Here is a 23,632-nt window from a genome sequence, read left to right on the forward strand (position 1 = left end):
GGAAGGGGCGGGGGAAGGGTGCGCTAGACCGGTTGTGCGAGGTACGGGGTGGTGGGCTGCCGCTCGGCCGGGCGGTGGCCCGCCAACAGGGCGACGACGGCGGTGGCGATCCGGTTCGCCTGGACGCGGATCTCGGGGATCGCCGTCGTCTCCCACAGGTTGCCGCGGCGCAGCGATCCGAGCGTCCACAGGGGCGCGGGATCTCCCGGGCCGGGCGGCGGGAAGGCGGGCAGGAGGCGGCCGTCGGGGGCTGTGTCGAAGCCCAGGGCGTGCGGGCCGGGGCGGGCGAGGCCCGCGGCCAGGAGGCTGCGGACGAGCGGGTCGGCGGCCTCGGTCACCCGGCCCTCCGTACCGGTGCAGTTGACGACGGCGCCGAGCGGCCCGGTCCAGCCCGCGTACGGCGCCGGAAGCCGGACGCGGACTTCGCCGGACGCGGTGACGCGGAAGTCCTCGGCACTCAGCGCCCCGCGCAGGACCCGCAGGCCGCCCGTCCCCAGCGCGCCCCGGACGGCCGCGTGGGTGTCGGGCGGCATGCGGTGTCGGTGAACCTCCCACCACCGCAGCCGCGTCCGCAGAAACTCCCGCTGCTCCGCGGCCGAAAGGCGCTGCCACACCGCGGTGGTGTGCGGGCGCAGTGCGTCCAGAGCGGGCCGCCAGTCACCGCAGACGCGGCGCGCCCGCGCCGCCCGCAGCATGACCAGGCGCTCCAGGGCGGCGAGGGACCGCACCTCCGGCGGTGGGCAGGGGGCGAGGGGTGCCGCCGGTGCCGGGGCGTGGGCGGCCGGCAGCAGACCGTGCGTGGACACCGCGTACACCGTCCGGCCCGGCCGGACCAGCGACCGGGCCATGTCGCACATCGTCAGGCCCGTGCCCACCAGCAGGACATCGCGATCCCCGGGGATCGACGCCGGCACCCCCGGCCACCATGGGTCGGCGACGAAGCGGCCCGAGGCCCGCAGGGCCGGCGGGGCCCAGCCGGTCCTCGGCGCCAGATGGCCGAGCGCGAGCACGGCCGCGTCCGACTCCAGGACCGCGCCGCCGCGCAGGCTCAGCCGCACCGCCCCGTCGCGGGGGCGGACCCCCTCGGCCCGGTCGTGCACCCGGCGCAGGGACCCGTACGGAGCGGCGTCCGACGCGGCAGACCTCAACCGGTCGGCCAGATAGCCGCCGTAGCGGGCCCGGGGAACGTACTCCCCGGGCCCGACCGCACGGCCTTCGCGCGCCGACAGCCAGCGGCGGAAGTCGTCGGCGTCGTCGGTCGCGCTCATCCGCCCGGCGGGCACGTTCAGCAGGTGGCGGGGGTCCGGTGTCCGGTAGGCGACGCCCCGTCCCGTGTCGGGGGAGGGATCGACCAGGTCCACCCGTACGCGCAGCCCGCCGGCGGAGGCCGCGTTCAGGAGCGCGGCGCACACGAGTGTGCCCGCCGCGCCCGCCCCGACGACGGCGACCCGGAAGGCCGTCTCCCCGTGGCGGTCGCTCATGATGGGGGCCGCCCGTCCACCATGCCGGCGGTCAGGGTGGTGCCGTCGGCCGGGTCGATCAGGATGAACGCGCCCGTGCGCCGGCACTCGGCGTAGGCGTCGCACGCGATCGGCTCGGCGGTCCGGAGGACGACGGTGCCGATGTCGTTGGCGACCAGCCGTCCCGGATCGGGATGCCGGGACAGGTCGTCGAGCGTCAGCCGGGACGGGATGTCCTTGACGACCGCCTGCACGGTGCGGGTGGTGTGTTTGAGCAGCACCCGCCGGCCGGGCACCAGCGGCTCGTCCGCGACATGGCAGACCGTGGCGACGACGTCCCGCACGGGCGCGGGGGGCGCCCCGGCCGGCGCGATCAGGTCGCCGCGGCCCACATCGAGGTCTGCCGAGAGAAGCACCGTGACCGACTGGGGCGCCCGCGCCACCTCGACCGGTTCGCCGAGCAGGTCGATGCCGGAGATCGTCGTCGTACGGCCGGAGGGCAGCACGGCGATCCGCTCGCCGACGCGGAGCGTGCCGGAGGCGATCTGGCCCGCGTAGCCGCGGTAGTCGGGGTGTTCGGCGGTCCGTGGCCGGGTGACGTACTGGACGGGGAACCGCATCGGCTCCCGCGAGAGGGATCCCGTGGTGCGCACGGCCTCGAGGTGTTCGAGGACGGTCGGGCCGCCGTACCAGTCCATGGTGGCGGACGGCTCCACCACGTTGTCACCGGCGAGCGCCGAGATCGGGATGGCGGTACACCATTTTTCCTGGGGGTTCCCCCCAGGCCCCCAGCCGGGGATGCCGAGTTCGGTGGCGTAGGCCGTGAACTCCTCGGCGATGGTGGCGAAGACCGGCTCCCGGTAGCCGACGAGGTCCATCTTGTTGACGGCGAGGACCACGTGGGGGACGCGCAGCAGGGCCGCGATGGCGGCGTGGCGGCGGGTCTGCTCGACGACGCCGTTGCGGGCGTCGACCAGGATCACCGTGAGTTCGGCGGTGGAGGCGCCGGTGACCATGTTGCGGGTGTACTGCACATGGCCGGGGGTGTCGGCGAGGATGAACCGGCGCCGGGGCGTGGCGAAGTAGCGGTAGGCGACATCGATGGTGATGCCCTGCTCGCGCTCGGCGCGCAGGCCGTCGGTGAGCAGCGCCAGGTCCGGGCCTTCCTGGCCGCGGTTGGCCGATGCGCGCTCCACGGCCTCCAGCTGGTCGGCGAGGACCGACTTGGAGTCGTGCAGAAGACGGCCGACGAGGGTGGACTTGCCGTCGTCGACGGAGCCCGCGGTGGCGAAGCGCAGGGTGTCGACGGTGCCGGACGGGGTGGTGGTCATGGTCAGAAGTACCCTTCCCGTTTGCGGTCTTCCATCGCGGCCTCGGAGAGTTTGTCGTCGGCGCGGGTGGCGCCGCGCTCGGTGAGCCGGGAGGCGGCGATCTCGGCGATGACGGCGTCCAGCGTGGTGGCGTCCGAGTCGACGGCACCGGTGCAGGACATGTCTCCCACGGTCCGGTACCGCACGAGGCGCTTCTCCACGGTTTCGCCGTCCCTCGGGCCGCCCCAGTCGCCTGCGGTCAGCCACATGCCGTTGCGCCGGAAGACCTCGCGGCGGTGGGCGAAGTAGATGGCCGGCAGCGTGATGCCCTCCCGCGCGATGTACTGCCACACGTCCAGCTCGGTCCAGTTGGACAGCGGGAACACGCGGACGTGCTCGCCCGGCGCGTGGCGGCCGTTGTACAGGTTCCACAGCTCGGGGCGCTGGCGGCGCGGGTCCCACTGCGAGAACTCGTCCCGCAGCGAGAACACCCGCTCCTTGGCGCGGGCCTTCTCCTCGTCGCGGCGCCCGCCGCCGAACACCGCGTCGAACCGCTCGGCCTGGATCTTCTCCGTCAGCGGCAGCGTCTGGAGCGGGTTGCGGGTGCCGTCGGGACGCTCCTTGAGGACCCCTCGGTCGATGTAGTCCTGGACGGAGGCCACGTGCAGCCGCAGGCGGTGCCGGGCCACCGTGCGGTCCCGGTAGTCGATGACCTCGGGGAAGTTGTGTCCGGTGTCCACGTGCAGCAGGGCGAAGGGCACCGGCGCCGGGGCGAACGCCTTCACGGCGAGGTGCAGCATGACGATGGAGTCCTTGCCGCCGGAGAACAGGATCACCGGCCGCTCGAACTCGCCCGCCACCTCGCGGAAGATGTGCACCGCCTCCGACTCCAGCGTGTTCAGATGGGACAGCGTGTACGGGCCGTCCAGGTCGGCCTCGACGCGGGTGATGCTCCTGGTCACGCCAGCCCCCTCTCCGTGAGCAGCGCATACAGCGCCTGTGCCGATTCCGTTGCCGACTCGGTGTGCGAGGCGATCCGCAGATCGGGCGACTCGGGCTCCTCGTACGGGTCGTCGACCCCGGTCAGCCCGGTCAGCTCGCCCGCGGCCGCTCTGGCGTACAGGCCCTTCACATCGCGTACGGAGCACACCTCGACCGGTGCGGCCACATGCACCTCGAGGTAGGGCGTGCCGGAGGCCGCGTGGCGGGCGCGCACCGCCGCACGGCTCTCCGCATACGGCGCGATGACGGGCACGAGGGCCAGCACCCCGTTGCGCGCGAGGATTTCGGCGACGAGTCCGATGCGCTGGACGTTGGTGTGCCGGTCCGCGCGGCCGAACCCCAGGCCCGCCGAGAGGAAGCGGCGCAGCTCGTCGCCGTCCAGTACTTCGACCCGGCGGCCCTCGGCGCGTATCCGGTCCGCCAGTTCGTACGCGATGGTGGTCTTGCCCGCGCTGGGCAGCCCGGTCAGCCACACCGTCGCCCCGGGGCAGCAGGTGCAGAAGGGGGTGCGGTCGATCGCGGGGGTGGTGGTGCCGGTCGGGGACAGGGTGTGGAGGCTAGGCATGGGCGAGGTCCTTGTCGACTCGGGACGGAGGGGGCTGCTTGCCCACCGCGCTCTCGGGGGAGCCTTCGCGGGGCAGCCGCGTGGCCAGGAAGCCCAGCACGACCGTGGTCGCGGCGATCACGACGTAGTACCACCTGAAGTCGCCCGTGGCCGATTTGAGGAAGCCGGCGGTGTAGTTGCCGACGATTCCGCCGAGGCCCTGGGTGACGTTGGTGACTCCGAAGATGACGGTGGCCGCCGCGCCGGACGCGGACTTGGAGACATACGCCGGGACCAGGCCGTAGATGGGGTAGAAGGCGAGTGCGAACAGCACGCCCGACACCATCGGGAGGAAGTGGACCGGCGCGAGGACGAGCAGCATCGCCGACACGAAGAACATCGCGTAGCACAGCAGCAGCGAGGTGCGCACGCCGATCCGGTCGGAGAGCCAGCCGACCGCGAACCCCGCGAACATCCCGATGAAGCCGATGACTCCCCAGACCTGCGCCGCGGAGTGGATATCGAAGCCCTGCTCCTCGCGCAGGTAGGGGGAGAGATAGTTCTGGAAGGGCATACAGGCGAAACCGTTCAGGAACTTGATGATCCAGACGATGACCACCCAGCGGACGAGCACCATCCGCCAGCCCGCCCTGGCGCTGTCGGCGGCGGGCTCGTCGCGCTCTCCCGACTGCTCCGGCGCGTGGCCGGGCTCGCCGTCGTCGCCGCGGAAGAGCCCGAGCCGCAGAAAGGTGAAGGTCGCGACGGCGGTGGTCATCAGGGTGCCGAGGCCCACGCAGTACCACAGGCCGCGCCAGTTGCCGCCGCCCACGAAGGCGGGCACCAGGAGACTGTTGACCACGACGCCGTAGCTGGTGCCGCTGGAGATCAGGCCGAGGACCTTGCCCCGGTGGCGGTAGTCGATGACCTTGCCGACGATCTCCACCAGGGGCACATACACCGAGGCGGCGGTGCCGCCCATGATGGTGAGCAGGATTCCGATGACCACGATGCTGTCGGTGACCGGGACGAGGACCAGACACAGCCCGCACAGGGCGGCCGAGCCGATGGTCACATATCCGGCGCCGACCCGGGTGGACAGCCAGGTGCCGAGCAGGGCGAACAGCAGGAAGCCCAACTGCCCGGCCGCCGTCACGGTGCCCACGACGGTGTAGCCGAAGCCGAGGTCCTCGCGCATGTCCGTGACGATCTGCGCGAACAGGTAGAACCCGAATCCGTAGGTGGCCGCCACGAAGCTGGTCAGCAGCACCGTGATGGCGAAGCCGGCGAGGGTCCGCGCGCGGTCGGTGTCCTTGGGGTTCACCGGGGTGTCGGTTGCCACAGTGTGCCGTCCTTCCCTACGACTTGCGGGCGACGTGGATGATGAAGTCCGCGTCATACGCGTCGAAGTCCTCGCGGAAGTCCCCGAAGTCCCGCACCGAGTCGAAGCCCGAGTCCACCAGCAGGCCGGACAGCTCGGCGGACAGGATCGGATAGACCTCCAGGTGGTGGACGTCCCCGTCGCCGAACTCGTAGCGGAACCGGCACAGCCGGTCGTCGACGCGCGCGACGGAGACCGAGGCGCCCGTGCCGCAGTAGTAGTAGTTGCCGCTGCTGCGATAGCGGTGGCGGCGGATGGAGTCGAAGTTGCGGTGGTCGACGATGAGGATGCCGCCCGGGTTCAGTGCCTCGCGGAACTCGGCCAGCACCGCCCTGCGGTCCGCCTCGTGGAAGAGGTGCGGGAAGGAGCTGCCGAGGCAGACGACCGCGTCGTAGCGGCCGTCGAGATGGCGGCGCAGGGTGCGCCAGTCGGCCTCGACCACGGGGAACGTGAGGCCGTGGCGGGCCGCGTTGCGCCGGGTCCGCGCGACCATCTCGGGGCTGCCGTCGACGGCGGTCACATCGAAGCCGTGCCGGGCGAGGGACACCGAGTGATAGCCCGTGCCGGCCGCGACGTCGAGGACCCGATGTGCCTTCGCGGTCGTCAGCAGCTTCGCGAAGAATCCCTGTTCGCTCCGTTCGCGGCGGTCCCAGTCGATGAGGTCGTCCCAGCGGTCCACGAGCGCGGTGCCGTACTGCGCCGCGAAGTCGTCGGCGGTGCGGTGGTCGTCGAGCACCGTCCGCGTGGTTCGGGTGGTGGTCATGAGATGTCTCTCCAGGGTGGGACGGAGGGGATCGGGAGCCGCGCCGCACCGGCGGGGTGCGGCGCGGCGCGGTCAGGTGTCGAAGCGCGCCGCGAACTCCCCGTATTTGCAGGCGAGTTCATCGGCCCAATGGGGACAGTCGCCGAGCTTGACGCTGGTGCAGTCGTAGCCCAGGAGCTGGTTCATGACGGCCGACTCGCGTTCGGTGAAGTGCACGGTCGCGTCGTCGTCGATCCGCTCGATGCCGTCCGCCCGCTGACAGTCCTCGTTGATGCGCACCGCGCGCTCCACGGTGAGGCCCTCGGGCAGGTCGAGTTCGGCCCCGCCCCGGCGTATCCGCACCGGGTAGCCGCCGGGCAGCCCGCCCGGCGCGGGCGTGTGCGCCCGTACGCCGCTGTCGGCGGCCATGCCGTGCAGCACCCGGACCGCCGACGAGGCGGTCAGCAGCTGTCCGTCGATGCCGCCCAGCCGCTTGAGGCGGTTGTCGAGCTGGGCGAAGAGCCGGTGGTGGTCCACGGCGGCCGGGGCGCCGGCGACCCGCACATCGAGGTGGTAGGCGCCTTCGCCGGCATCGCCGAAGCGCGGCACGTAGTGGCTGAAGTAGTGCTGGGCCACCAGCCGCAGCTCCACCTCCTCGACGGGCGCGCCCAGCAGGTGCGCCGCGCCGTGGGTCAGGGCGGGCACGATGTTGGCCACGTTGCCGATGCCCACGGTGGGGGCGAGGCCGACCTTGTCGAGCACCGGGCCGACGGCATCCGGAAACGCGGCGTTGACGACGCGGGCCCCGGTGCCGGAGTCCCGGACCGCCCGCATCAGCAGATGGTTCAGGGTCAGGTGCATGGGCAGCCAGGGGCCGAGCTGGGCCTCGTCCAGCTCGTCGAAGACGGGCTTCGGAAGCTGGGTGATGACGCGCCACGACTGGAGCGAGGCGCCCATGAAGATGATGTCGGGGCGGACCCGGGCCAGGGTCTCGGCGGTGGCGGCCACGTTCCGCAGGTCCAGCCCGACGGAGCGGATGTCGGCGTGTCGGCCGAGGTTGGCCGCGGTGAAGAGGGCCAGGTTGCCGCGGCGGCGGGCGGTTTCGGCGTCCCGGCCGGCCAGCACCACCCGGCTGGTGGCGTCGTGGCCGAGCAGCAGGGTGAGCACCCTGGCCGACAGGTCGCCCATGCCGACCAGCATGATCAGAGGTTTGTCGGGTGTGGTCATGATGTCGCGCTCTCCGGTGGGGTGGGCGGGCGGGGGCGTCAGCGGGGGTAGCAGCCGTTGTCGGCCCGCAGCAGCGCGCCGGTGAGGGTGCGGGAGCCGTCGCCGAGCAGGAACACGCACACGTCGGCCACGTACTCGGGCCGGATGTCCCCGTCCAGCTGCTCCTGTCGCTTGTACTCGGCGTAGCGGTAGTCCGGGATGCGGTCCGCGATGGCGGTGTTCACGATCAGGCCGGGGGAGACCACGTTGACGCGGATGTACGGGGCGAAGTTCATCGCGTTGGACTTGGTGAGGCCGATGACGCCGGCCTTCACCGTCCCGTAGAGCGCGTCCGAGCTGCCGACCTCACCGGCGACCGAGGCCAGGTTGACGATCGCGCCGCGCCGCCGCGCGGGCAGCAGATGGTCGGCGAAGCGCCGCGACAGCCACACGGGGCCTTTCACGTTGACCGCGATGACGCGCTCGATGGTGGCGTCGTCGTACTCCCACACGGGCCGGCCCAGGTACAGGCCCGCGTTGTTCACCAGGGCGTCGGTGTCGGGGTGCGAGGCGAGGACCGCGTCCATGAACGTGTCGCACTCCTCGTGCGAGGCCACGTCGCGGACCTGGGTCTCCAGCGGCCGGCCCTGGTGTTCCTCGGCGAGCTCCTTCAGCCCCGCCTCGTCGATGTCGCAGGTCACGACCGTGCGTCCGGCGTCGAGCAGCCGGCCCACCAGGGCCCGGCCGACGCCGCTCGCGCCGCCGGTGACGATCACCGTGCCTGTGGTCATGTCAGTGCCTCCTTGTGGTCCGGCCGGAGCCGGAAGCTGTCGAGGTGTTCGTAGAACGGGCGGCAGTAACGGGCGAAGTCGCGCAGATGCGGCATGTCCTCGTAGCCGAACCGGTAGTTGCGGCGCGGGGCCCGGATGCCGTCGCTGGCGGAGACATCGGTGTGCCAGCCGCTCCAGGTGGCCCACTCGGGCCGCTCGCCCTGCGACCACCGCAGCGCCTCGGGCCGGAACGGGATGCCGACCGCGTCGCAGTAGGCGGCGATGGTCTGCTCCGGGCGGGTCGCCAGGTCCTCGGCGTTGATGACCAGCGGGGTGCGTCCGGTCAGCTTCCGTACGAAGTCGAAGAGCCGGGCCAGCTGCTCGTATCCGAGCACCTCGCGGGTGACCCCGGGGTGCACCGTGGCATGGGAGAGAACGGCTTCCTCGGGGTCGCGGACCAGGAAGGTGTTGATCTGGCCCAGGAGGTATCGAGGGTCGGCCAGGAGGTGGTCGAGACAGTGGTACGGGAAGTCCTTGTGGAACACGGGGCCCTGGCGCCGGGCGTCCTCCATCATCCGCTTGATCTCCGGATAGGTGAGGGGGTGGCCGGGGCGGGGGTGTTTGTGCGGGATCTCGGCGCGCTTCTCGTGCATGAAGTAGACGTAGGCGAACTCCTCGTGGAACACGGTGAAGTCGCCTCGCTCGATGAAGGACCGCTCCAGGGCCGTGGACATCGAGCGGGGATGGCTCCACAGCGCCACGGACGGCGCGCGCGGGTCGGGTGCGGTCATGGCGGGTGTCACCTCGTGGAGAGGACCAGGGGCCGCGCGGAGGCGGACAGCGTCTGGAACTGATGGGCGATGAAGTCGAGCAGCTTGCGGGTGTTGCCGAGCACTTCGGTGTACGTCGACACGAAGGCGCCGTAGTGGGCGAACTCGTGGGGGGCCATGCCGTGCGGCTCGTAGGCGCGGTGGAACGAGGGCAGCCACATCAGCTTGTCCAGCACCTGCTCCGGGATGTCCGCGGAGATGGCGTCGGGGGTGAAGACCGGTGCCTCCCGGTCGCGGCGCATCACGTCGGCGACGAACCGGGGCTTGCAGGTGTAGGCGATGGCGCCGCCCGCACTGTGTTCGAGATGCATGCTCAGGGTGTCGAAGCCGAGCTTCGGGTCGTCGGCCTCCAGGCTGGACACCAGGGGCTTGACCGGCAGGCCGTGCTCCTCGACCAGGCGGTGGATGCGCTTGAGGATGGCGAGCTCGCCCCAGCGGAGGTCGGTGGGGGTGAGGTCCAGGCCACGGATGGCGGCCTCGTAGCGCAGGTCGGTGTTGGCCCCGAAGCGGCCGATCATATGGGTGAACACGGCGCGCCAGCGACGGGTGTCGACGCCCTCGCGGCGGGCCCGCCGCAGCCCGGCACGGACCGCCTCGGCGTAGGCGAGGAACTGCGGGACCGTGTAGGAGAGTGTGCCGTTGACGGAGATACCGCGGCCCACCACCTCCTGGACGACCTCGTAGCCGGCGGCCGAACCGGGCACCTTCACCATCAGGTTGGGGGCGATCCGGGCGATCCGCAGCGCCTGCTCGGTCATCAGCTCGGCGTTGAACGTCAGCCTTGGGTCCAGCTGTCCCGACACCCAGCCGAACCGGCCGTCGGTCGCCTCCCACATCGGCAGCATGTGCAGCGCCGCCCTTCTGAGGGCCTCCTCGTAGACGTTCCGGAAAACGCCTTCGACGTCCGGGAACGGCTGCCGGGCGATGATCTCCCGGATTTCCCCGCGCCACGGCCCGGGGGTGGCGAGGATGGACTGGGCCACGAGCGAGGGATTGGTGGTGATGCCGCGCACCAGGGAAGTGCCGGGGGCTTCGGGGAGCAGAAAGCGTTCCAGCTCGGCGGACCACCGTGCGTAGGAGTCCCGGTCGGGCGCGTCGGCGAGAAAACGGTCCCGCCAGCGGGGAAAGTCGAGCGGGGAGGAGTCCCACCAGATCTCGGTGCCGGGACTGACCCGTTGCAGTTCTTCGAGAATGAGCGACATACGAGAGGTACCTTCCGATCCGGTCCCCGGAATTCGGGGGAGTCAAGGGCGAGCCGGGCCGAGCGGGCGGACAGCGCACTCACGGGCCGCTGCCGGGGTGCTGACGGGGCTCACGGAACGCGCCGGGCCGGTGCGGGGGCGGGGCGGGCGGGGTGTCACGGAATCCAGGAGGGCGGGCAGCGCGCTCATGGCCGGGAAGGTGACGGCGCCGGCCGCCGCCAGGACATCGGCGGTCCCGCTCTCGGGTGGGGCGTAGCCGAACACCGGCATCCCGGCGGCCACCGCGGCCCGTACCCCGACCAGGCTGTCCTCGACCACCGCGCAGCGGTGGGGAGCCACGCCCAGGTCGGCGGCGGCGTGCAGGAACAGCCCCGGATCGGGCTTCCAGCAGCCGACTTCGTACGCGCTGTAGATCCGGGACGCGAAGAGCGGCAGCAGGCCGGTGAGCCCGAGCGTGTGCCGGATCTTGTCGCGGGGAGCGCTGGACGCGGCGCAGTAGGGGACGGTCAGCCCCTCGACGACGTCGCGCACGCCCGGCACGGGTGTGAGCTCCGCGGTGAAGAGCCGTGCCGCGCGGTCCCGGAAGTCCCGGACGAAGTCCTCCGGAAGGTTCCGGCCGCGGCGCGCCCCCAGCTCGGCCACCCATTCCGCGACCTTGCGGCCGCGAATGAAGGCCAGTGCCTCGGCGGGCGACAGGTCGAATCCGTATTCCGTGCCCATCTCGTGCAGGGCGCGGGCGCTGAGCCGTTCACTGTCGACCAGCACGCCGTCGCAGTCGAAGATGACGAGATTCCGAGCGGGATTCCGTGCCGTCGTGGCTTCCATGACTTCAGGACAGCAGTGCGTCCTTACGATCCGATTCTCGCTCGATAACGAGCCCATGAGACGGATGAAAGGTCGCCAAAGTCGAACAAATCGGACCGATTTGACAGAGTCGTGCGCGATACGGGTCCGGATGTGGATGGCCCGCGCGAGCCGCGGCTACGTTCCAGTCATCCGGGGTTCGTCCGCATGAGAGGAAATCCCATGAAGTTCGGAGTTCTCGGCCCGCTGTCCGTCACGGATTCCGTGACGCCCGCACGCCGTTCGGTGTATTCCGGGAATTCCGGTGACACCGCGAATTCCGCACGGACCGGTGCGCACGACGACCTCCTGCCCTCCCCTCCGAAGACTCGCCAACTGCTCGCCCTGCTGCTCGTGCACGTCGGCACACAGGTCTCGCTCGACACCTGCGTACAGGAGCTGTGGGGGGACGACTCGCCGCGCAGCGCCGTACAGAGCCTGCACACCCGGGTGTTCCACATCCGGCAGGCCCTGGCGAACCTGCCCTCCGTCGGGACGGCGCACGCGGCGAAGCGGATGCTGGAGACCCGGCACCAGGGCTATCTCCTCCACCTCCCTGACGGCGCCCTGGACCTGTATGCGCTGGACGGACACCTGGCCGAGGCCCGGCGCGCCCAGGCCGCCGACGACGATCTGCGGCTCTCCGCCGCGCTGCGCTCGGCGCTCGGCCTGTGGCGGGGCAGGACCCTCGTCGACATCGAGCCCGGCGCTCATATCGCCGCCCAGGCCACCCGGCTCGAAGGGATCCGCATGACGGCTCTGGAGCAGTGCCTGGACGCCGAGCTCCGGCTCGGTCTGCACCACCAACTCCTCTCCGAACTCGGCCACCTGGTCTCCCACCACCCGGTGCACGAGAACCTTCACGCCCAGTACATGCTCGCGCTGTACCGCTCCGGCCGCACGGCCCACGCGCTGGAGGTGTACCGGGGCCTGAGCCGCCACCTCGCCGAGGAACTCGGCATCGAGCCGTCGCACAAGCTGCGCAGCCTCCAGACCGCCGTGCTCACCGACAGCACCACGCTGGACGTGACGCCCCCGGAGAACCTGCGGCTCTCCCTCGATCTGGCGGCCGCCCGATGAGCCGGACCGAGCCCGGGGCGGCCGGACCCGTCACCGCGCCACCACGCCCGCACCCGCGCCCGGTCGCGGCGTCCGAGGCCGTGTCCGAGGCCGAGGCGCGCCGGACACGCCGCGCGCAGAACCGGATCGTGGTCTGCGCCGGCGGTGGCGAAGTGTGCGACGGCTGGGTGCTGGGCGTGGTGGGCGCGGCCATGCCGCTGGCCCGCACCGATCTGTCGCTCGGCACCCTGTCCGCCGGGCTGATCGGCGCGGCGTCCCTGATCGGCATCTTCCTCGGCGGCCTGTGCTTCGGCCCGCTCGCGGACCGGATCGGCCGCCGCCGCATGTACCTCGTCGATCTCGGGATCTTCCTCGTCGGGTCACTGCTCCAACTCGTCGTCGACAGCGGCGCCGAACTCTTCGCCGTACGGCTGCTCATGGGCATCGCCGTGGGCGCCGACTACGCCATCGCCGGGGCCCTGGTAGCGGAGTTCGCGCCCACGCACCGGCGCGGGCGGCTGCTCGCCTCGCTGATCGCTTACTGGTACGCGGGATATGTGCTGGCCACGGTCCTCGGGGCGGCCCTCACCGCGTGGAGCGACGATCCGGGGCTCTGGCGCTGGATCCTGGCCAGCAGCGCGCTGCCCTCCCTCGCGGTCCTGATCGCCCGCACGGGCACCCCCGAGTCGCCGCGCTGGCTGGCCGGGCGGGGCAGGAGGGCCGAGGCCGACGCGGTCTGCCGGCGCTGGCTCGGCACCCGGCTCGACGACCTCGACGAGACCATGGGCCCACCGGCCGGTGGTGCGCGCACCGGGTTCGCCACGCTCTTCTCCCCTGCCTACCGCCGCAGAACGCTGTTCACCAGCGTCTTCTGGCTCTGCCAGGTCACCCCGTTCTTCGCGATCTCCACCTTCGCCCCGCAGGTGTTCGCCTCGCTGGGCGCCGCCGACGACGGTGTCGGTGAGACCGCGCTGAACTGCTTCCTGCTGGTGGGCTGCCTGTGCGGCACGTACCTGATGGACCGCACGGGCCGGCGGCCCCTGCTGATCGTCCCCTTCCTCGTCACCGCGCTCGCCCTGCTCGTGCTCGGACTGTGGCCGCACGGCCCTCAGTGGATGGTCGTGGGCTGCTTCGCGCTGTTCGGGCTGTTCCACGCGGGCTCCAGCACCCTCCAGGCGGTCTACCCCAGCGAGGTGTTCCCCACCGCCGTCCGCGCCACCGGCATCGGCCTCGCCGCCGCCACGAGCAGGATCGGCGCCGCGGCCGGCACCTTCCTCGTGCCGATGGGGCTCCAGGCGTGGGGAGCCGGCGCGGTCATGCTCTGCGGCGCCGCGCTCTCCCTCGCCGGCGCCGCGGTCTCCGCGGCCTGGGCCCCCGAGACCAGCGGGCTGGAACTGGCCGCGGCGAGCACCCCGGACGAGGGCCGGGCGCACGCAGCCATGTGAGACCGGGCCCATGACCCATGACCCATGACCCATGCCCCATGACCCAGTTCCCATGACCAAGGACCGAAAGGAGCAAGACACGCCATGTCCCGTCGTCTGTTCACCTCGGAGTCCGTGACCGAAGGTCATCCCGACAAGATCGCGGACCAGATCAGCGACACGATTCTCGACGCGCTCCTGCGCGAGGACCCGGCGTCCCGGGTCGCCGTCGAGACACTGATCACGACCGGCCTGGTCCTGGTGGCCGGCGAGGTCACCACGAACGCCTACGCGCCGATCCCGCAACTCGTCCGCGAGAAGATCCTGGAGATCGGCTACGACTCCTCGAAGAAGGGCTTCGACGGGGCCTCCTGCGGCGTGTCGGTGTCGATCGGCGCGCAGTCCCCGGACATCGCCCTCGGCGTCGACACCGGCGGCGCGGGCGACCAGGGCCTGATGTTCGGCTACGCGACCGACGAGACCCCGGAACTGATGCCGCTGCCCGTCCATCTCGCGCACCGGCTGGCCAGGCGCCTGTCCGAGGTCCGCCGGAACAGGACGGTCCCCTACCTCCGCCCCGACGGCAAGACCCAGGTCACCATCGAGTACGACGGCGACCGGCCGGCGCGCCTGGACACCGTCGTGGTGTCGTCCCAGCACGCCTCCGACATCGACCTCGACGCGCTGCTCACCCCGGACATCCGTGAACACGTCGTGGACCATGTGCTGGCGGGGCTGGCCGAGGACGGCATCAAGCTGGACACCGAGGACTACCGGCTGCTGGTGAACCCGACCGGCCGGTTCGAGATCGGCGGTCCGATGGGCGACGCAGGCCTGACCGGCCGCAAGATCATCATCGACACCTACGGCGGCATGGCCCGCCACGGCGGCGGCGCCTTCTCCGGCAAGGACCCCTCCAAGGTCGACCGCTCGGCGGCGTACGCGATGCGCTGGGTGGCGAAGAACGTGGTCGCGGCCGGCCTGGCCACGCGCTGCGAGGTGCAGGTGGCCTACGCGATCGGCAAGGCCGAGCCGGTCGGCCTGTTCGTGGAGACCTTCGGCACCCACACGGTGCCCACCGCCAGGATCGAGAACGCCATCAGGGCGGTGTTCGACCTGCGCCCGGCCGCGATCATCCGCGACCTCGACCTGCTCCGCCCCATCTACGCCCAGACCGCCGCCTACGGCCACTTCGGCCGCGAGCTGCCCGAGTTCACATGGGAGCGCACCGACCGGGTGGACGCCCTGCGCGGCCATGCGCACGGCACCTGGTGATCCGCCATGACGCAGAGAAGGTCCGGGAGCTCCGCGCGGCCCGCGAGCCCCGTCCTGAGCGGCCTCGCCGCGGAGGGGGTGTCCGTCTGGCTCGACGGGCTCACCAGATCCGCGCTCGCCGACGGGTCGTTCGCGACCTGGGTACGCGGCGGGGCGGTGACCGGGGCGGTGCTGTCCGCGGCGCCGGTGCTGCGGGAGGTCCGGGCGCGTACGGGGCACCCGTACCGCGAACAGATCGACACGCTCGCCCGCCGCCGCACGGCACCGGAGGCGATCGTGCGGGCCCTGTTCTCGCACGACGCCCGCTGGGCGTGCGACCTGCTCGCCCCCGTGCACGCGGCGGCCGACGGGCTCGACGGCTGGGTGTGCGTGGACCTGCCCCAGGACACCGGCCGTGACACGCCCTCGGCCCTCGCCGCGGCGAAGTCGCTCGCCCGCGTGGTCAACCGCCCCAACCTGCTGATTCGGGTGCCCGCCACCGACGCCGGGACCGACCTGGTGAGTGTCTGCGCGGCCGAGGGCATCGGCGTCAACGCGGCCCTCGTCCACTCGGTGGACCGCTACACCGACGTCCTGGACGCCTACTGGCAGGGGCTGGAGCACGCGCTGCGCACGGGACGGGACCTCTCCCGCCACGTCTGCGTCGTGACCGTCGAAGTGGCCGACGTGGAGCGGGCCGTCGACCGGGCTCTGGCGAGGAGCCCCGGGGGGAACGCCGCCGGCCCGCTGCGCGGCCGCACCGCGCTCGCCCTCGCGCGTGGCGTGTACGACATCCACGAGCGCGCCCTGGACAGCGGCCGCTGGGGCGCGCTGCGCCGGGCGGGGGCGCGCCCGTACCGCATCGGGTGGTCCGGCGCCGACGCGGAGCGGCCCGCGGCCGACCTCGACACGGCCGGGCGGATCCGGCACGTCGAGGAGATCGTGGCCTGGCGGACCGCCCATCTGCTGGCCCCCGGCATCCTGACCGAGGTCGCCGCGCGCGCCGCGCCGGACGGTGACTCGCTCACCGGAGAGGGCCCCACGGCGCGGGAGTTCCGGGCGCTCCTGCGGCAGCGCGGCGTGGCCGTGGACCGGCTGGCCGGCGAGCTCACCGAGCACCGCGTACGGCGGCTGCGGCGGCACGGCGACGGCCTGCTCGCCGCCGTCCGCGAGACGCCTTCGGTCAGGGCGTACGGCTGACCAGCGGACCCGGGCGGTCCGCGGTCTCCGTCCGCCGGCCCGGGAACGCGCCGCCCACCAGGGCGAGCAGCGGCGCCGCCTTGACCGCGGTCTCCTCGTACTCGGCCGCCGGGTCGGACAGCGCGGTGATCGCGCCGCCGACGCCGTAGCGCACCCGGTCCGGTGCGACCACCGCCGTACGGATCACGATGCTCAGGTCGGCGGCGCCCAGCAGGGAGAAGTAGCCAATGGCCCCGGAGTACAACCCGCGGGCCCCGCCCTCCAGTTCGTCGAGGATCCGCATGGTGCGCTCCTTCGGCGCGCCGGTCATCGAGCCGCCGGGAAACGCGGCGCGGACGCAGCCCACCGGGCCGCACTCCGGCCGCAGTGTGGCGCGGACCGTGCTCACCAGCTGGTGCGCCGTCGCGTAGGTCTCGACCGAGAACACCTCGCGGGCCTCGACCGAGCCGATCTCCGCGCATCGCCCGAGGTCGTTGCGCACCAGATCCACGATCATCAGGTTCTCCGCCCGCTCCTTCTCGTCCCTCCGCAGTTCCTCGGCGAGGGCCCGGTCCCGCTCGGGCGAATCGCCGCGCGGCCGGGTGCCCTTGATCGGCCTCGACTCCGCCGTGCCGTCCGGGCCCACCCGCAGAAAGCGCTCGGGCGAGCTGCTGAGCACGGACAGGTCGCCGAACCGCAGAAAGGCCGCGTGGGCTCCGGGGCTCGCCGCGCGCAGCCGGCGGTACCCCTCCCACGGGTCGAGCCGCACCCGCACCTCGGCCATGTTGGTCAGACAGATCTCGTACGACTCGCCGGCGCGGATCAGCTCCTGGCAGCGCTCGATGAGGGCGAGGTAGGCGTCGCGGTCGTGGCGCAGGGTGATCTCCGCGAAACCGCCGGCGGGCGCCGGCCGCGGCGGCGGCATGGGCGGCGCGGCGGCGAGGCCGGCCAGCCGCTCCCCGGTGTCGCGCAGCCACGCCGCGGCCTCGGCCGCGTCGCCCTCGGGCGCCAGCGCCAGCAGATAGGTGGTGCCCTCACGGTGGTCGAACACCACGGCCCGGTCGGCGAAGACCATCGCGGCGTCGGGCTCCGGCGACTGGTGCGCCGCCTCGCCCCCGCACTCCGCCTTGAGTCCGTAACCGAGGCAGCCCACCCAGCCCAGGGCGAACCCGAACGGCAGGCGGGGCGGCGCCGTGACCGCCATGGACCGCAGATCCTGATCGAGCCAGTCCAGGAAGCCGCCCGTGACGACGGTGTCCCCGCCGTCGGCCGAGCGCACGCGCACCGTGCGGCTGCCGACGTCCGCGGTGACGACCCGGGCGAGCGGCCCGGAGGCGTCCCCCATGAACGAGAAGCGGCCGCCGAGCGCGTCGTCGGTGCGGCTGCTGTCGAGCCAGAACGACTCCGGGCTGTCCGCGTACAGCGCCGCGAACACGGCCTCGTCGCTCCATCGGGTCGGCAACCGGCGCAGGTGCACCTCGAGCCGTCGGCGTATCACGGCTGCGCGCGGGCGCGGCGCCGCCCGGCGGGCCGGGGCCGCGCGCCGCGCCCGGCCGGCCTCCGGTCCGAGGAAGTTCTCCAGCAGCCGCAGGCCGTGCTCGGTTCCCACCGACTCGGGGTGGAACTGCACTCCCCACAGCGGCCGTTCCCGGTGCCGCAGCCCCATCAGCACACCGTCCGCCGTCCAGGCCGTCGCCTCGAAGCCGTCCGGCAGGTCGGTCACGGCCAGCGAGTGGTACCGCACCGCGTCGAACGGGCTCGGCACCCCGGCGAACACGCCCTCCCCGGTGTGGTGCACCGACGACACCCGCCCGTGCCACGGCTCCGGTGCCCGGCCCACCACGGCGCCGCCCGCCAGGGCCACCCCCTGGTGTCCCAGGCACACGCCGAGCAGCGGGACGTCCACATCGCCGTGCAGGACGGCCCCGACCACCTCCCGGCAGATGCCGAAGTCGGCGGGGCGGCCCGGGTGTCCGGGGCCGGGGGAGATGACGACCCGGTCGAACGACGCGAGATCGGCCGTCCGCCAGAGCGGGTCGTCATGGGTGACGACCACCGGCTCCCGGCCGGAGACCCGGGCCAGATCGTGGAAGAGGTTGTACGTGAACGAGTCGTGGTTGTCGATCAGCAGCGTACGCATGCGTGCCCAGCCTCCCGAGTGCCGTGTCGTGTGCGGTTCTTCGCTCTCACACCCGGACGAGCCGGCGGTTCCGGCCGCGCGCCGGGCGAGTGGTCGCCGGGCGGATCTCCAGCAGCACATGCCGTATCGGATCGGTGCCCTCCAGCACGGTGCGGCTGCGCACCGTGCGCAGCTCGCGGCCGCACTCCGCCGCGATGCTCCGCAGGGCGTCCGGCTCGCCGCGATCGCAGAAGTGCAGCAGCGCCCTGCCGCCCTCGGTGAGATGGTCCGTCACCTCCGACAGATAGCGACGGTGGGCCTGGTAGCCCGGGTCCACATACGCGCGCTCGTGCATCGACCCGTAGGCGTAGTCCTCGGGCGCCCGCACATAGTTGGAGCTCCAGAAGATCCGGTCGAACCGCCGGCCCCCCAGCGCCGAGAACAGATCGCTGCACACCGCCGTCACCCGGTCCTCGACGCCGTGCCGCGCCGCGTTGACGCGGGCGTTCTCCACGGCGAGCGGGTTGATGTCCGCTGCCACCACAGTGGCGTGGCCGCCGAGCGCGGCCTGCACCGAGATCACACCGCTGCCGCACCCGATCTCCAGCAGCGACCCGCCGGCCGACGCCTTCCGTTGCGGCAGCGGGGTACCCAGGCCGAGGAAGTCCGCGGCGACGCCGGTCGAGGGCGAGTACGGCGGGGCGAACACATCGTCCAGCAGCTCCCACTCGCGGCCCAGCATGGTGAACTCACGGGGGCGGTCAGGCCGGGTCCGCGAGGCGCGGCTGCGCTCCAGCGACCGGATGTGACTGCGGATCCCGCGGGTGTCCTGTCCGTACTGCATCGAAAACCCCTCCTGACTCGGCCGCGGTTCGCGGACCGCTCGATGAGCCGTTCCCCTTTCACCTTTCTCGGCACCCGCGTGGCCGAGGAAGGTGATCCGGGGACAGAGCTGAGGATTTCGGTGGTGAGATCACCACACTGCGCGCAAGTGACCTGCGTTACATTGAGGAGAAGCTGCGAGACACGGGGAAAGCGTTCTTCTACGCCGCGCGATCCGCGGGGCGACATCATCAACGGGGTGAGTGGGGAGGCGCGACGTGCGGCCAGCCGACCGGGGGCTGCCGGGGCCCGAGTCCGAGACCGATGCCGTGCTCGCCCTGCTCGAACTCCTCGCCGGTGAGGCGCCACCCGACCGCATCCAGCAGGTGTCCCGCGGCCACGCGAGGACGGAGCGGCTGGAGCGCGCCGAGCGCCTCGCACACGAGGTCCACGCCCACTTCGCGCGCAGACAGCAGCGCGAGGCCGAGCTGTCCGCCCTCGTGGACATCGCGCGGGACCTGACGCTCCCGTACGACCTCGACGCCCTGCTGCGGACCATCACCCGCCGCACCCGCACCCTGCTCAAGATGGACATGTCCTATGTGAGCTTCCGGGACCGCGAGCGGGGCGACAGCTATGTGCGGACGGCCGACGGCCACGCCTCCGCCCTCACCGTCGGCTACCGCGTGCCGAGCGACGCCGGGGTGGGCGAGGAGGCCACCGAGAAGAGCGTGCCGATCTGGACCCCCGACTACCTGGCGGACGACGGGATCCGGCACACCGCCGTCCTCGACGAGGTGGTGCGGGCGGAGGGCCTGCGCGCGATCATCGCCGCACCGCTGACCTACGGGGCGGAGACCTTCGGCGTGCTGTACGCGGCCGACCGCAACATACGGCACTTCAGTGTCGGCGAGGTGGCGCTGATGAGCTCGCTGGGCGACCTGGCCGCCCTGGCCATAGAGAAGACCCGGACGCTTGAGCGCCGTCACTCGGACGTCGAGGACCTCACGGAGTTCCGCAGCTTCGGCGAGGTGCACAGCAGGCTCATCGACCTGGCCCTCGCGGGCGTCGACCTGGACACCCTGCTCACCGAAGTGGCGACGGCCTTCGACGGGGCCGCGGAGGTCAGGGACACCGAGCACCGGCGGCTGGCCACGGTCGGCGAACTGCCCCCGGTGGACGAGGCAGAGGTGCCGCACGCGGCCGGCACGGCGTACGGGAACCCGTCGCCGGTGCCCACCCCCGTCCGGGTCGCCGCCGCCTCGTCCACCTGGCTCGCCCCGGTCACCGCGGGCGACGAGGAGCTCGCCGAGCTGCGGCTGCGCCCGGGCGAGCCGCTGAACGAGGCGGGCGTACGACGGCTGCGGCTCGCGGCGCAGGCCGTGGCCGTCCTGCTCCAGGTGCAGCGCGGCGAGGAGGCGGCCGCGGGGCCGTTCCGCGACGAGCTGTTCGAGGACCTCCTCGCGGTGACCCGGCGCCCGCTCAAGCAACTCGCCCTGCGCGCCGCCCGGTTGGGACTCGACCCCGAGCAGCCCGCGGTCGTGGTCGTGGTGCGCCCCGAGGGCGGCACCACCGGGCGCGCGGTGGGCTGGGCCGCCTCGTACGCGCGGCGCAAGGGCGGGCTGCGCAGCGTGCAGAACGGCTGCATCTCCCTGCTGCTGCCGGTGCCCGCCGACGACCCCGCGGAAGCCGCGGGCCACTGCGCCCGCGCCGTGTCCGAGGAGCTCTCCCGGCACCTCGGCGACCCCGTCACCGTCGGCGCGGGCGGACCGGTCCGCGGACTCGAGCTGATCCGGGAGGCGCACGCCGAGGCGACCCGCTGCCTGGACGCGCTGCTCGCGCTCGGCAACATCGGGTCCGCGGCCTGCGTGCGCGACCTCGGTTTCCTCGGGATGCTGCTCTCCGACGACAGCGACGCCAACACCTTCGTCATGGCGACCATCGGCCCCGTCCTCGAGTACGACGCACAGCGGCTGACGGAGCTGACCCGGACCCTCGACACCTACTTCGCCGCCGGGGGCAGCCCGACCAACGCCGCGGAGCAACTGCATGTGCACCCCAACACGGTCTCGCGCCGCCTGGAGCGGGTGGCGGCGCTGCTCGGCCCCGACTGGTCGCGTCCGGACCGGGCGCTGGAGATGCAGCTCGCGCTGCGGCTCCACCACACCCGTCATGTGCTGCGCCGCAGACACCGCACGGACCGGACGGCCTCGACGGCGACCGAGGACAGCGCCACGACGGCCTCATCTGCCTCGCCGCCCGAGCGTCAGGCCGCGGACCTGACGCGGGACACCGGGGCGACGGGCGGGGCGAGGGACGGGGAGGACGGTGCCGCGGCCCGCAGCGACAGGATCGTGTAGGCGCAGGACGCCAGCGTCATATGGCGGTGCCAGCCCGCCAGGGACCGGCCCTCGAAGTCGCGCAGCCCCACCGCCGCGCCCCGGGTCCGCCAGCCCTCCGCCACCCGGTGCGGCAGCCGGGTCAGCGACCACAGCGCGCCCGGAGACACGGTGCCCATGTTGGTGAGCCACACTTCCGACGGCCCGGGCGGTGACCCGGCCACCGCCGTCCCGTCCCACACGCCGAACAGCACCAGCGGCTCCTGCGCGAGGCCGACGCCCGGGAGCCGCACCCGGGCCGTCACCACGCTGCCCGGTCCCCGCCCACCGGTGACGGGCGTCGCCCGAAGCCGCCGGGCCGTCGCCAGAATCCGCCGCGCGGGGACGGCCCGCCGTCCCGCCCCGGCCACCGTCGGCCGCACCGGCGTCAGCGGCAGACCACCGCCGATCCGGACCGCCAGCGGACATCCCTCGCGCAGATGGCGCGACACCAGGGCGGGCGCCTCCGGCACATCCCCGACGTCCAGCAGCACCGGGCGCCGCGGATCCCCCCAGCGGCGGACGTCGGCCAGCAGCCCCGAGACCCCCTCGTCGCCGGAGCTCCGCTCCCGGCCCCAGCGACCCGTCAGCCGCATCCGCCAGCTGACCGGCACAGCCGCCTCCCGCGACGCGAACCAGATCCCGTAGGCCTGCTGACCGTTGACCACGTGCTCGGCGTCCGCGGAGAAGTGCCGGCCCACCCCGACGCTGTGCTCGCCGGCCTTGGGGATCGAGACCGGCCTGACCACCCACACCGCGCTCCGGGCGCGCTGCTCAAGCGTGCGGGTGAGGGCGCTGCGCAGGGGGTCCCAGTTCCACCGCGAGTCGCTGACGAAGTGGTGCAGCCGCTGCTCGTCGCCCGGGCCGCCGACGGCCGCCGCGATGTTCGCGATGGACTTGCGCCCCGGAGCGCTGAGCAGTCCGTCGACGTACTGCCGGGCGCGGATACGCTGGTCGTAACGGCGGAACCCGGTGAACAGGGCCGCGCAGAGGTCGGGCGTGATGTCCTTCATACCTCACCAGGCTTCGCGCCCGGCGTGCCGCGCACGAGGTGCGAGCGGTACACGGCGGCACGGCAGGGGTGGTGGCCCCGCCACCGTCACCGCCCCCGCGACGGCCGGAGAACCCGCCCGAACCGCCCACGCCCCGGTGACCGGGCCACCACCCCTGCCTCACGGCCCCTCCGGGAGACCCCGTTCACGACTCCTTGAGGAAGGCGAGCAGCGCGCCCAGCAACCCCGCGGGCGCGTCCAGCGGCACCAGGTGGCCGGCTTCGGGGATCGGCCGCAGCCGTGCGCCGGGGATCAGCGAGGCCAGTTCCTCGCCCTTGGCGAAGGGGATCCAGGTGTCCTCGGTGCCCCAGCACACCGTCACCGGCAGCCGCATCGTGGGATACGCGCCCTGGATCTCATCGGTGTAGCGCTGGTCCGCCTGCGCGATCTGCCGGTAGAAGGCGGCCTGCCCCTCCTCGCCCGCCCAGGGCGCGACGAGCGCCTCCAACGTGTCCGGGCGCAGCCCCCGGTGGCTCGCCGAGCCGATGTACTCCCGCACCAGGGCCCGGTGCAGCGCTCCCGGCAGCTGTTCGAAGACCTCCGTGTTCTCGCCGACCAGCCGGAAGAAGGGCGATCCCCACGGGGCCAGCGCCACCGGATCGACCAGTGCGAGCCGCCGATAGCCGGACTTGTGCAGCAGATGGGCGCGCAGCGCCACGCAGCCGCCGAAGTCATGCGCGACCACGGACGGTTCGTCCAGCCCCCAGTGCGCGAGGAGTTCGGCGAACACCTCGCCCTGGGCCCGCAGCGAGACGTCCTGCCCGGCGTACTGGTCGGAGCTTCCATAGCCCGCCATGTCCCAGATCAGGACCCGGTATCCCTCGGCGGCGAGCGCGGGGGCGATCTCGTGCCACACGTACGACGAGAAGGGCGTCCCGTGCAGCAGCACGACCGGCTCCCCGCCCGCCTCTCCGTACTCATCCCACCGGACGGTCCCCGACGCGGTCCGCAGACCCTCCCGCAACTGCCAGGCGCACAAGATCCCGGCTCCTTTCTCACGTTCCGAGCGTAGGTACTCGCGCCGGCCCGGTGCCGCGGGCGGGCGCCGTGCCAGTCTG

20 protein-coding genes are annotated in these 23,632 nt (G+C 72.7%); 5 read left to right on the top strand and 15 right to left on the bottom strand.

The window, feature by feature from the left end; all coding sequences use genetic code 11:
• Positions 1 to 23: 23 nt before the first annotated feature.
• From ACH4S9_RS28365 to ACH4S9_RS28415, 11 genes are all read right to left on the bottom strand, one after another.
• The gene (locus ACH4S9_RS28365) at positions 24 to 1,481 is read right to left on the bottom strand and encodes an FAD/NAD(P)-binding protein (RefSeq protein WP_398374374.1); all 1,458 of its coding nucleotides are present in this window, start codon (positions 1,479 to 1,481) and stop codon (positions 24 to 26) included.
• Positions 1,478 to 2,791: a GTP-binding protein gene (locus tag ACH4S9_RS28370; protein ID WP_311722308.1), complete on the bottom strand. Its 1,314-nt coding sequence runs from the start codon at positions 2,789 to 2,791 to the stop codon at positions 1,478 to 1,480. The genes ACH4S9_RS28365 and ACH4S9_RS28370 overlap by 4 nt, the downstream gene beginning before the upstream one ends.
• Before the next feature lie 2 nt (positions 2,792 to 2,793).
• Entirely contained in the window at positions 2,794 to 3,732 is a 939-nt protein-coding gene (gene cysD / locus ACH4S9_RS28375; RefSeq protein WP_311722310.1) for a sulfate adenylyltransferase subunit CysD, read from the bottom strand.
• Positions 3,729 to 4,337 carry an adenylyl-sulfate kinase gene (cysC, locus tag ACH4S9_RS28380; RefSeq protein ID WP_398374375.1) on the bottom strand — a complete coding sequence of 203 codons (609 nt, stop codon included), beginning with the start codon at positions 4,335 to 4,337 and terminating at the stop codon, positions 3,729 to 3,731. The genes cysD and cysC overlap by 4 nt, the downstream gene beginning before the upstream one ends.
• The gene (locus ACH4S9_RS28385; protein WP_311722312.1) at positions 4,330 to 5,655 is read right to left on the bottom strand and encodes an MFS transporter; all 1,326 of its coding nucleotides are present in this window, start codon (positions 5,653 to 5,655) and stop codon (positions 4,330 to 4,332) included. The genes cysC and ACH4S9_RS28385 overlap by 8 nt, the downstream gene beginning before the upstream one ends.
• A gap of 16 nt (positions 5,656 to 5,671) precedes the next feature.
• Complete coding sequence (locus tag ACH4S9_RS28390; RefSeq protein WP_311722313.1) at positions 5,672 to 6,457, bottom strand: class I SAM-dependent methyltransferase; 786 nt, start codon at positions 6,455 to 6,457, stop codon at positions 5,672 to 5,674.
• 72 nt (positions 6,458 to 6,529) lie between these two features.
• Positions 6,530 to 7,663 carry a hypothetical protein gene (locus ACH4S9_RS28395; protein WP_398374376.1) on the bottom strand — a complete coding sequence of 378 codons (1,134 nt, stop codon included), beginning with the start codon at positions 7,661 to 7,663 and terminating at the stop codon, positions 6,530 to 6,532.
• A 38-nt stretch (positions 7,664 to 7,701) separates the two neighbouring features.
• On the bottom strand, positions 7,702 to 8,433 hold the full coding sequence (locus ACH4S9_RS28400) for an SDR family NAD(P)-dependent oxidoreductase (RefSeq protein ID WP_385337511.1): 732 nt from the start codon (positions 8,431 to 8,433) through the stop codon (positions 7,702 to 7,704).
• Positions 8,430 to 9,203 carry a hypothetical protein gene (locus ACH4S9_RS28405; RefSeq protein ID WP_311723341.1) on the bottom strand — a complete coding sequence of 258 codons (774 nt, stop codon included), beginning with the start codon at positions 9,201 to 9,203 and terminating at the stop codon, positions 8,430 to 8,432. Before ACH4S9_RS28405 ends, ACH4S9_RS28400 begins: the two co-directional genes overlap by 4 nt.
• An 8-nt stretch (positions 9,204 to 9,211) precedes the next feature.
• Complete coding sequence (locus ACH4S9_RS28410) at positions 9,212 to 10,444, bottom strand: transaldolase family protein (RefSeq protein ID WP_398374377.1); 1,233 nt, start codon at positions 10,442 to 10,444, stop codon at positions 9,212 to 9,214.
• Between the two features lie 42 nt (positions 10,445 to 10,486).
• On the bottom strand, positions 10,487 to 11,269 hold the full coding sequence (locus ACH4S9_RS28415) for an HAD-IA family hydrolase (RefSeq protein WP_311723339.1): 783 nt from the start codon (positions 11,267 to 11,269) through the stop codon (positions 10,487 to 10,489).
• Positions 11,270 to 11,470: 201 nt separating this feature from the next.
• Here ACH4S9_RS28415 and ACH4S9_RS28420 point away from each other — a divergent pair, with 201 nt between their 5' ends.
• The 4 genes from ACH4S9_RS28420 to ACH4S9_RS28435 all read left to right on the top strand — a co-directional run bounded on the left by ACH4S9_RS28420 (position 11,471) and on the right by ACH4S9_RS28435 (position 16,224).
• Positions 11,471 to 12,367, top strand: coding sequence for a BTAD domain-containing putative transcriptional regulator (locus ACH4S9_RS28420; RefSeq protein WP_398374378.1), 897 nt, complete (start codon positions 11,471 to 11,473; stop codon positions 12,365 to 12,367).
• Positions 12,364 to 13,791 carry an MFS transporter gene (locus ACH4S9_RS28425; RefSeq protein WP_398374379.1) on the top strand — a complete coding sequence of 476 codons (1,428 nt, stop codon included), beginning with the start codon at positions 12,364 to 12,366 and terminating at the stop codon, positions 13,789 to 13,791. Before ACH4S9_RS28420 ends, ACH4S9_RS28425 begins: the two co-directional genes overlap by 4 nt.
• Positions 13,792 to 13,875: 84 nt before the next feature.
• Positions 13,876 to 15,045, top strand: a complete 1,170-nt coding sequence (gene metK / locus ACH4S9_RS28430; RefSeq protein WP_361186391.1) for a methionine adenosyltransferase — start codon at positions 13,876 to 13,878, stop codon at positions 15,043 to 15,045.
• Positions 15,046 to 15,051: 6 nt separating this feature from the next.
• Positions 15,052 to 16,224, top strand: coding sequence for a transaldolase family protein (locus ACH4S9_RS28435; protein WP_311723335.1), 1,173 nt, complete (start codon positions 15,052 to 15,054; stop codon positions 16,222 to 16,224).
• Here the strand turns inward: ACH4S9_RS28435 and pabB are convergent.
• Both pabB and ACH4S9_RS28445 read right to left on the bottom strand, forming a co-directional pair.
• Entirely contained in the window at positions 16,208 to 18,343 is a 2,136-nt protein-coding gene (gene pabB / locus ACH4S9_RS28440; protein WP_398374381.1) for an aminodeoxychorismate synthase component I, read from the bottom strand. The genes ACH4S9_RS28435 and pabB overlap by 17 nt on opposite strands.
• Positions 18,344 to 18,389: 46 nt before the next feature.
• Positions 18,390 to 19,166: a 50S ribosomal protein L11 methyltransferase gene (locus ACH4S9_RS28445; protein WP_398374382.1), complete on the bottom strand. Its 777-nt coding sequence runs from the start codon at positions 19,164 to 19,166 to the stop codon at positions 18,390 to 18,392.
• Between the two features lie 256 nt (positions 19,167 to 19,422).
• Here ACH4S9_RS28445 and ACH4S9_RS28450 point away from each other — a divergent pair, with 256 nt between their 5' ends.
• Positions 19,423 to 21,504, top strand: coding sequence for a helix-turn-helix domain-containing protein (locus ACH4S9_RS28450; protein ID WP_398374383.1), 2,082 nt, complete (start codon positions 19,423 to 19,425; stop codon positions 21,502 to 21,504).
• Here ACH4S9_RS28450 and ACH4S9_RS28455 read toward each other — a convergent pair.
• Both ACH4S9_RS28455 and ACH4S9_RS28460 read right to left on the bottom strand, forming a co-directional pair.
• A complete protein-coding gene (locus ACH4S9_RS28455) occupies positions 21,411 to 22,535 on the bottom strand; it encodes an IS701 family transposase (protein ID WP_398374385.1) in 1,125 nt (374 codons plus the stop codon). The two genes, ACH4S9_RS28450 and ACH4S9_RS28455, sit on opposite strands and share 94 nt — an antisense overlap.
• 184 nt (positions 22,536 to 22,719) lie before the next feature.
• Positions 22,720 to 23,553 (bottom strand): alpha/beta fold hydrolase, encoded by an 834-nt coding sequence (locus ACH4S9_RS28460; protein WP_398374386.1) that lies wholly within the window; start codon positions 23,551 to 23,553, stop codon positions 22,720 to 22,722.
• Positions 23,554 to 23,632: the final 79 nt, after the last annotated feature.

This window comes from Streptomyces sp. NPDC021225, from assembly GCF_044332865.1.
In the GTDB taxonomy this organism is placed as follows: domain Bacteria; phylum Actinomycetota; class Actinomycetes; order Streptomycetales; family Streptomycetaceae; genus Streptomyces.

What these genes read in the sequence shown, in the direction of transcription:
- ACH4S9_RS28365 (WP_398374374.1), bottom strand. Translation starts at nt 1,481, where the DNA reads ATGAGCGACCGCCACGGGGAGACGGCCTTCCGGGTCGCCGTCGTCGGG.
- ACH4S9_RS28370 (WP_311722308.1), bottom strand. Translation starts at nt 2,791, where the DNA reads ATGACCACCACCCCGTCCGGCACCGTCGACACCCTGCGCTTCGCCACC.
- cysC (WP_398374375.1), bottom strand. Translation starts at nt 4,337, where the DNA reads ATGCCTAGCCTCCACACCCTGTCCCCGACCGGCACCACCACCCCCGCG.
- ACH4S9_RS28390 (WP_311722313.1), bottom strand. Translation starts at nt 6,457, where the DNA reads ATGACCACCACCCGAACCACGCGGACGGTGCTCGACGACCACCGCACC.
- ACH4S9_RS28395 (WP_398374376.1), bottom strand. Translation starts at nt 7,663, where the DNA reads ATGACCACACCCGACAAACCTCTGATCATGCTGGTCGGCATGGGCGAC.
- ACH4S9_RS28400 (WP_385337511.1), bottom strand. Translation starts at nt 8,433, where the DNA reads ATGACCACAGGCACGGTGATCGTCACCGGCGGCGCGAGCGGCGTCGGC.
- ACH4S9_RS28405 (WP_311723341.1), bottom strand. Translation starts at nt 9,203, where the DNA reads ATGACCGCACCCGACCCGCGCGCGCCGTCCGTGGCGCTGTGGAGCCAT.
- ACH4S9_RS28410 (WP_398374377.1), bottom strand. Translation starts at nt 10,444, where the DNA reads ATGTCGCTCATTCTCGAAGAACTGCAACGGGTCAGTCCCGGCACCGAG.
- ACH4S9_RS28415 (WP_311723339.1), bottom strand. Translation starts at nt 11,269, where the DNA reads ATGGAAGCCACGACGGCACGGAATCCCGCTCGGAATCTCGTCATCTTC.
- ACH4S9_RS28420 (WP_398374378.1), top strand. Translation starts at nt 11,471, where the DNA reads ATGAAGTTCGGAGTTCTCGGCCCGCTGTCCGTCACGGATTCCGTGACG.
- ACH4S9_RS28425 (WP_398374379.1), top strand. Translation starts at nt 12,364, where the DNA reads ATGAGCCGGACCGAGCCCGGGGCGGCCGGACCCGTCACCGCGCCACCA.
- metK (WP_361186391.1), top strand. Translation starts at nt 13,876, where the DNA reads ATGTCCCGTCGTCTGTTCACCTCGGAGTCCGTGACCGAAGGTCATCCC.
- ACH4S9_RS28435 (WP_311723335.1), top strand. Translation starts at nt 15,052, where the DNA reads ATGACGCAGAGAAGGTCCGGGAGCTCCGCGCGGCCCGCGAGCCCCGTC.
- pabB (WP_398374381.1), bottom strand. Translation starts at nt 18,343, where the DNA reads ATGCGTACGCTGCTGATCGACAACCACGACTCGTTCACGTACAACCTC.
- ACH4S9_RS28445 (WP_398374382.1), bottom strand. Translation starts at nt 19,166, where the DNA reads ATGCAGTACGGACAGGACACCCGCGGGATCCGCAGTCACATCCGGTCG.
- ACH4S9_RS28455 (WP_398374385.1), bottom strand. Translation starts at nt 22,535, where the DNA reads ATGAAGGACATCACGCCCGACCTCTGCGCGGCCCTGTTCACCGGGTTC.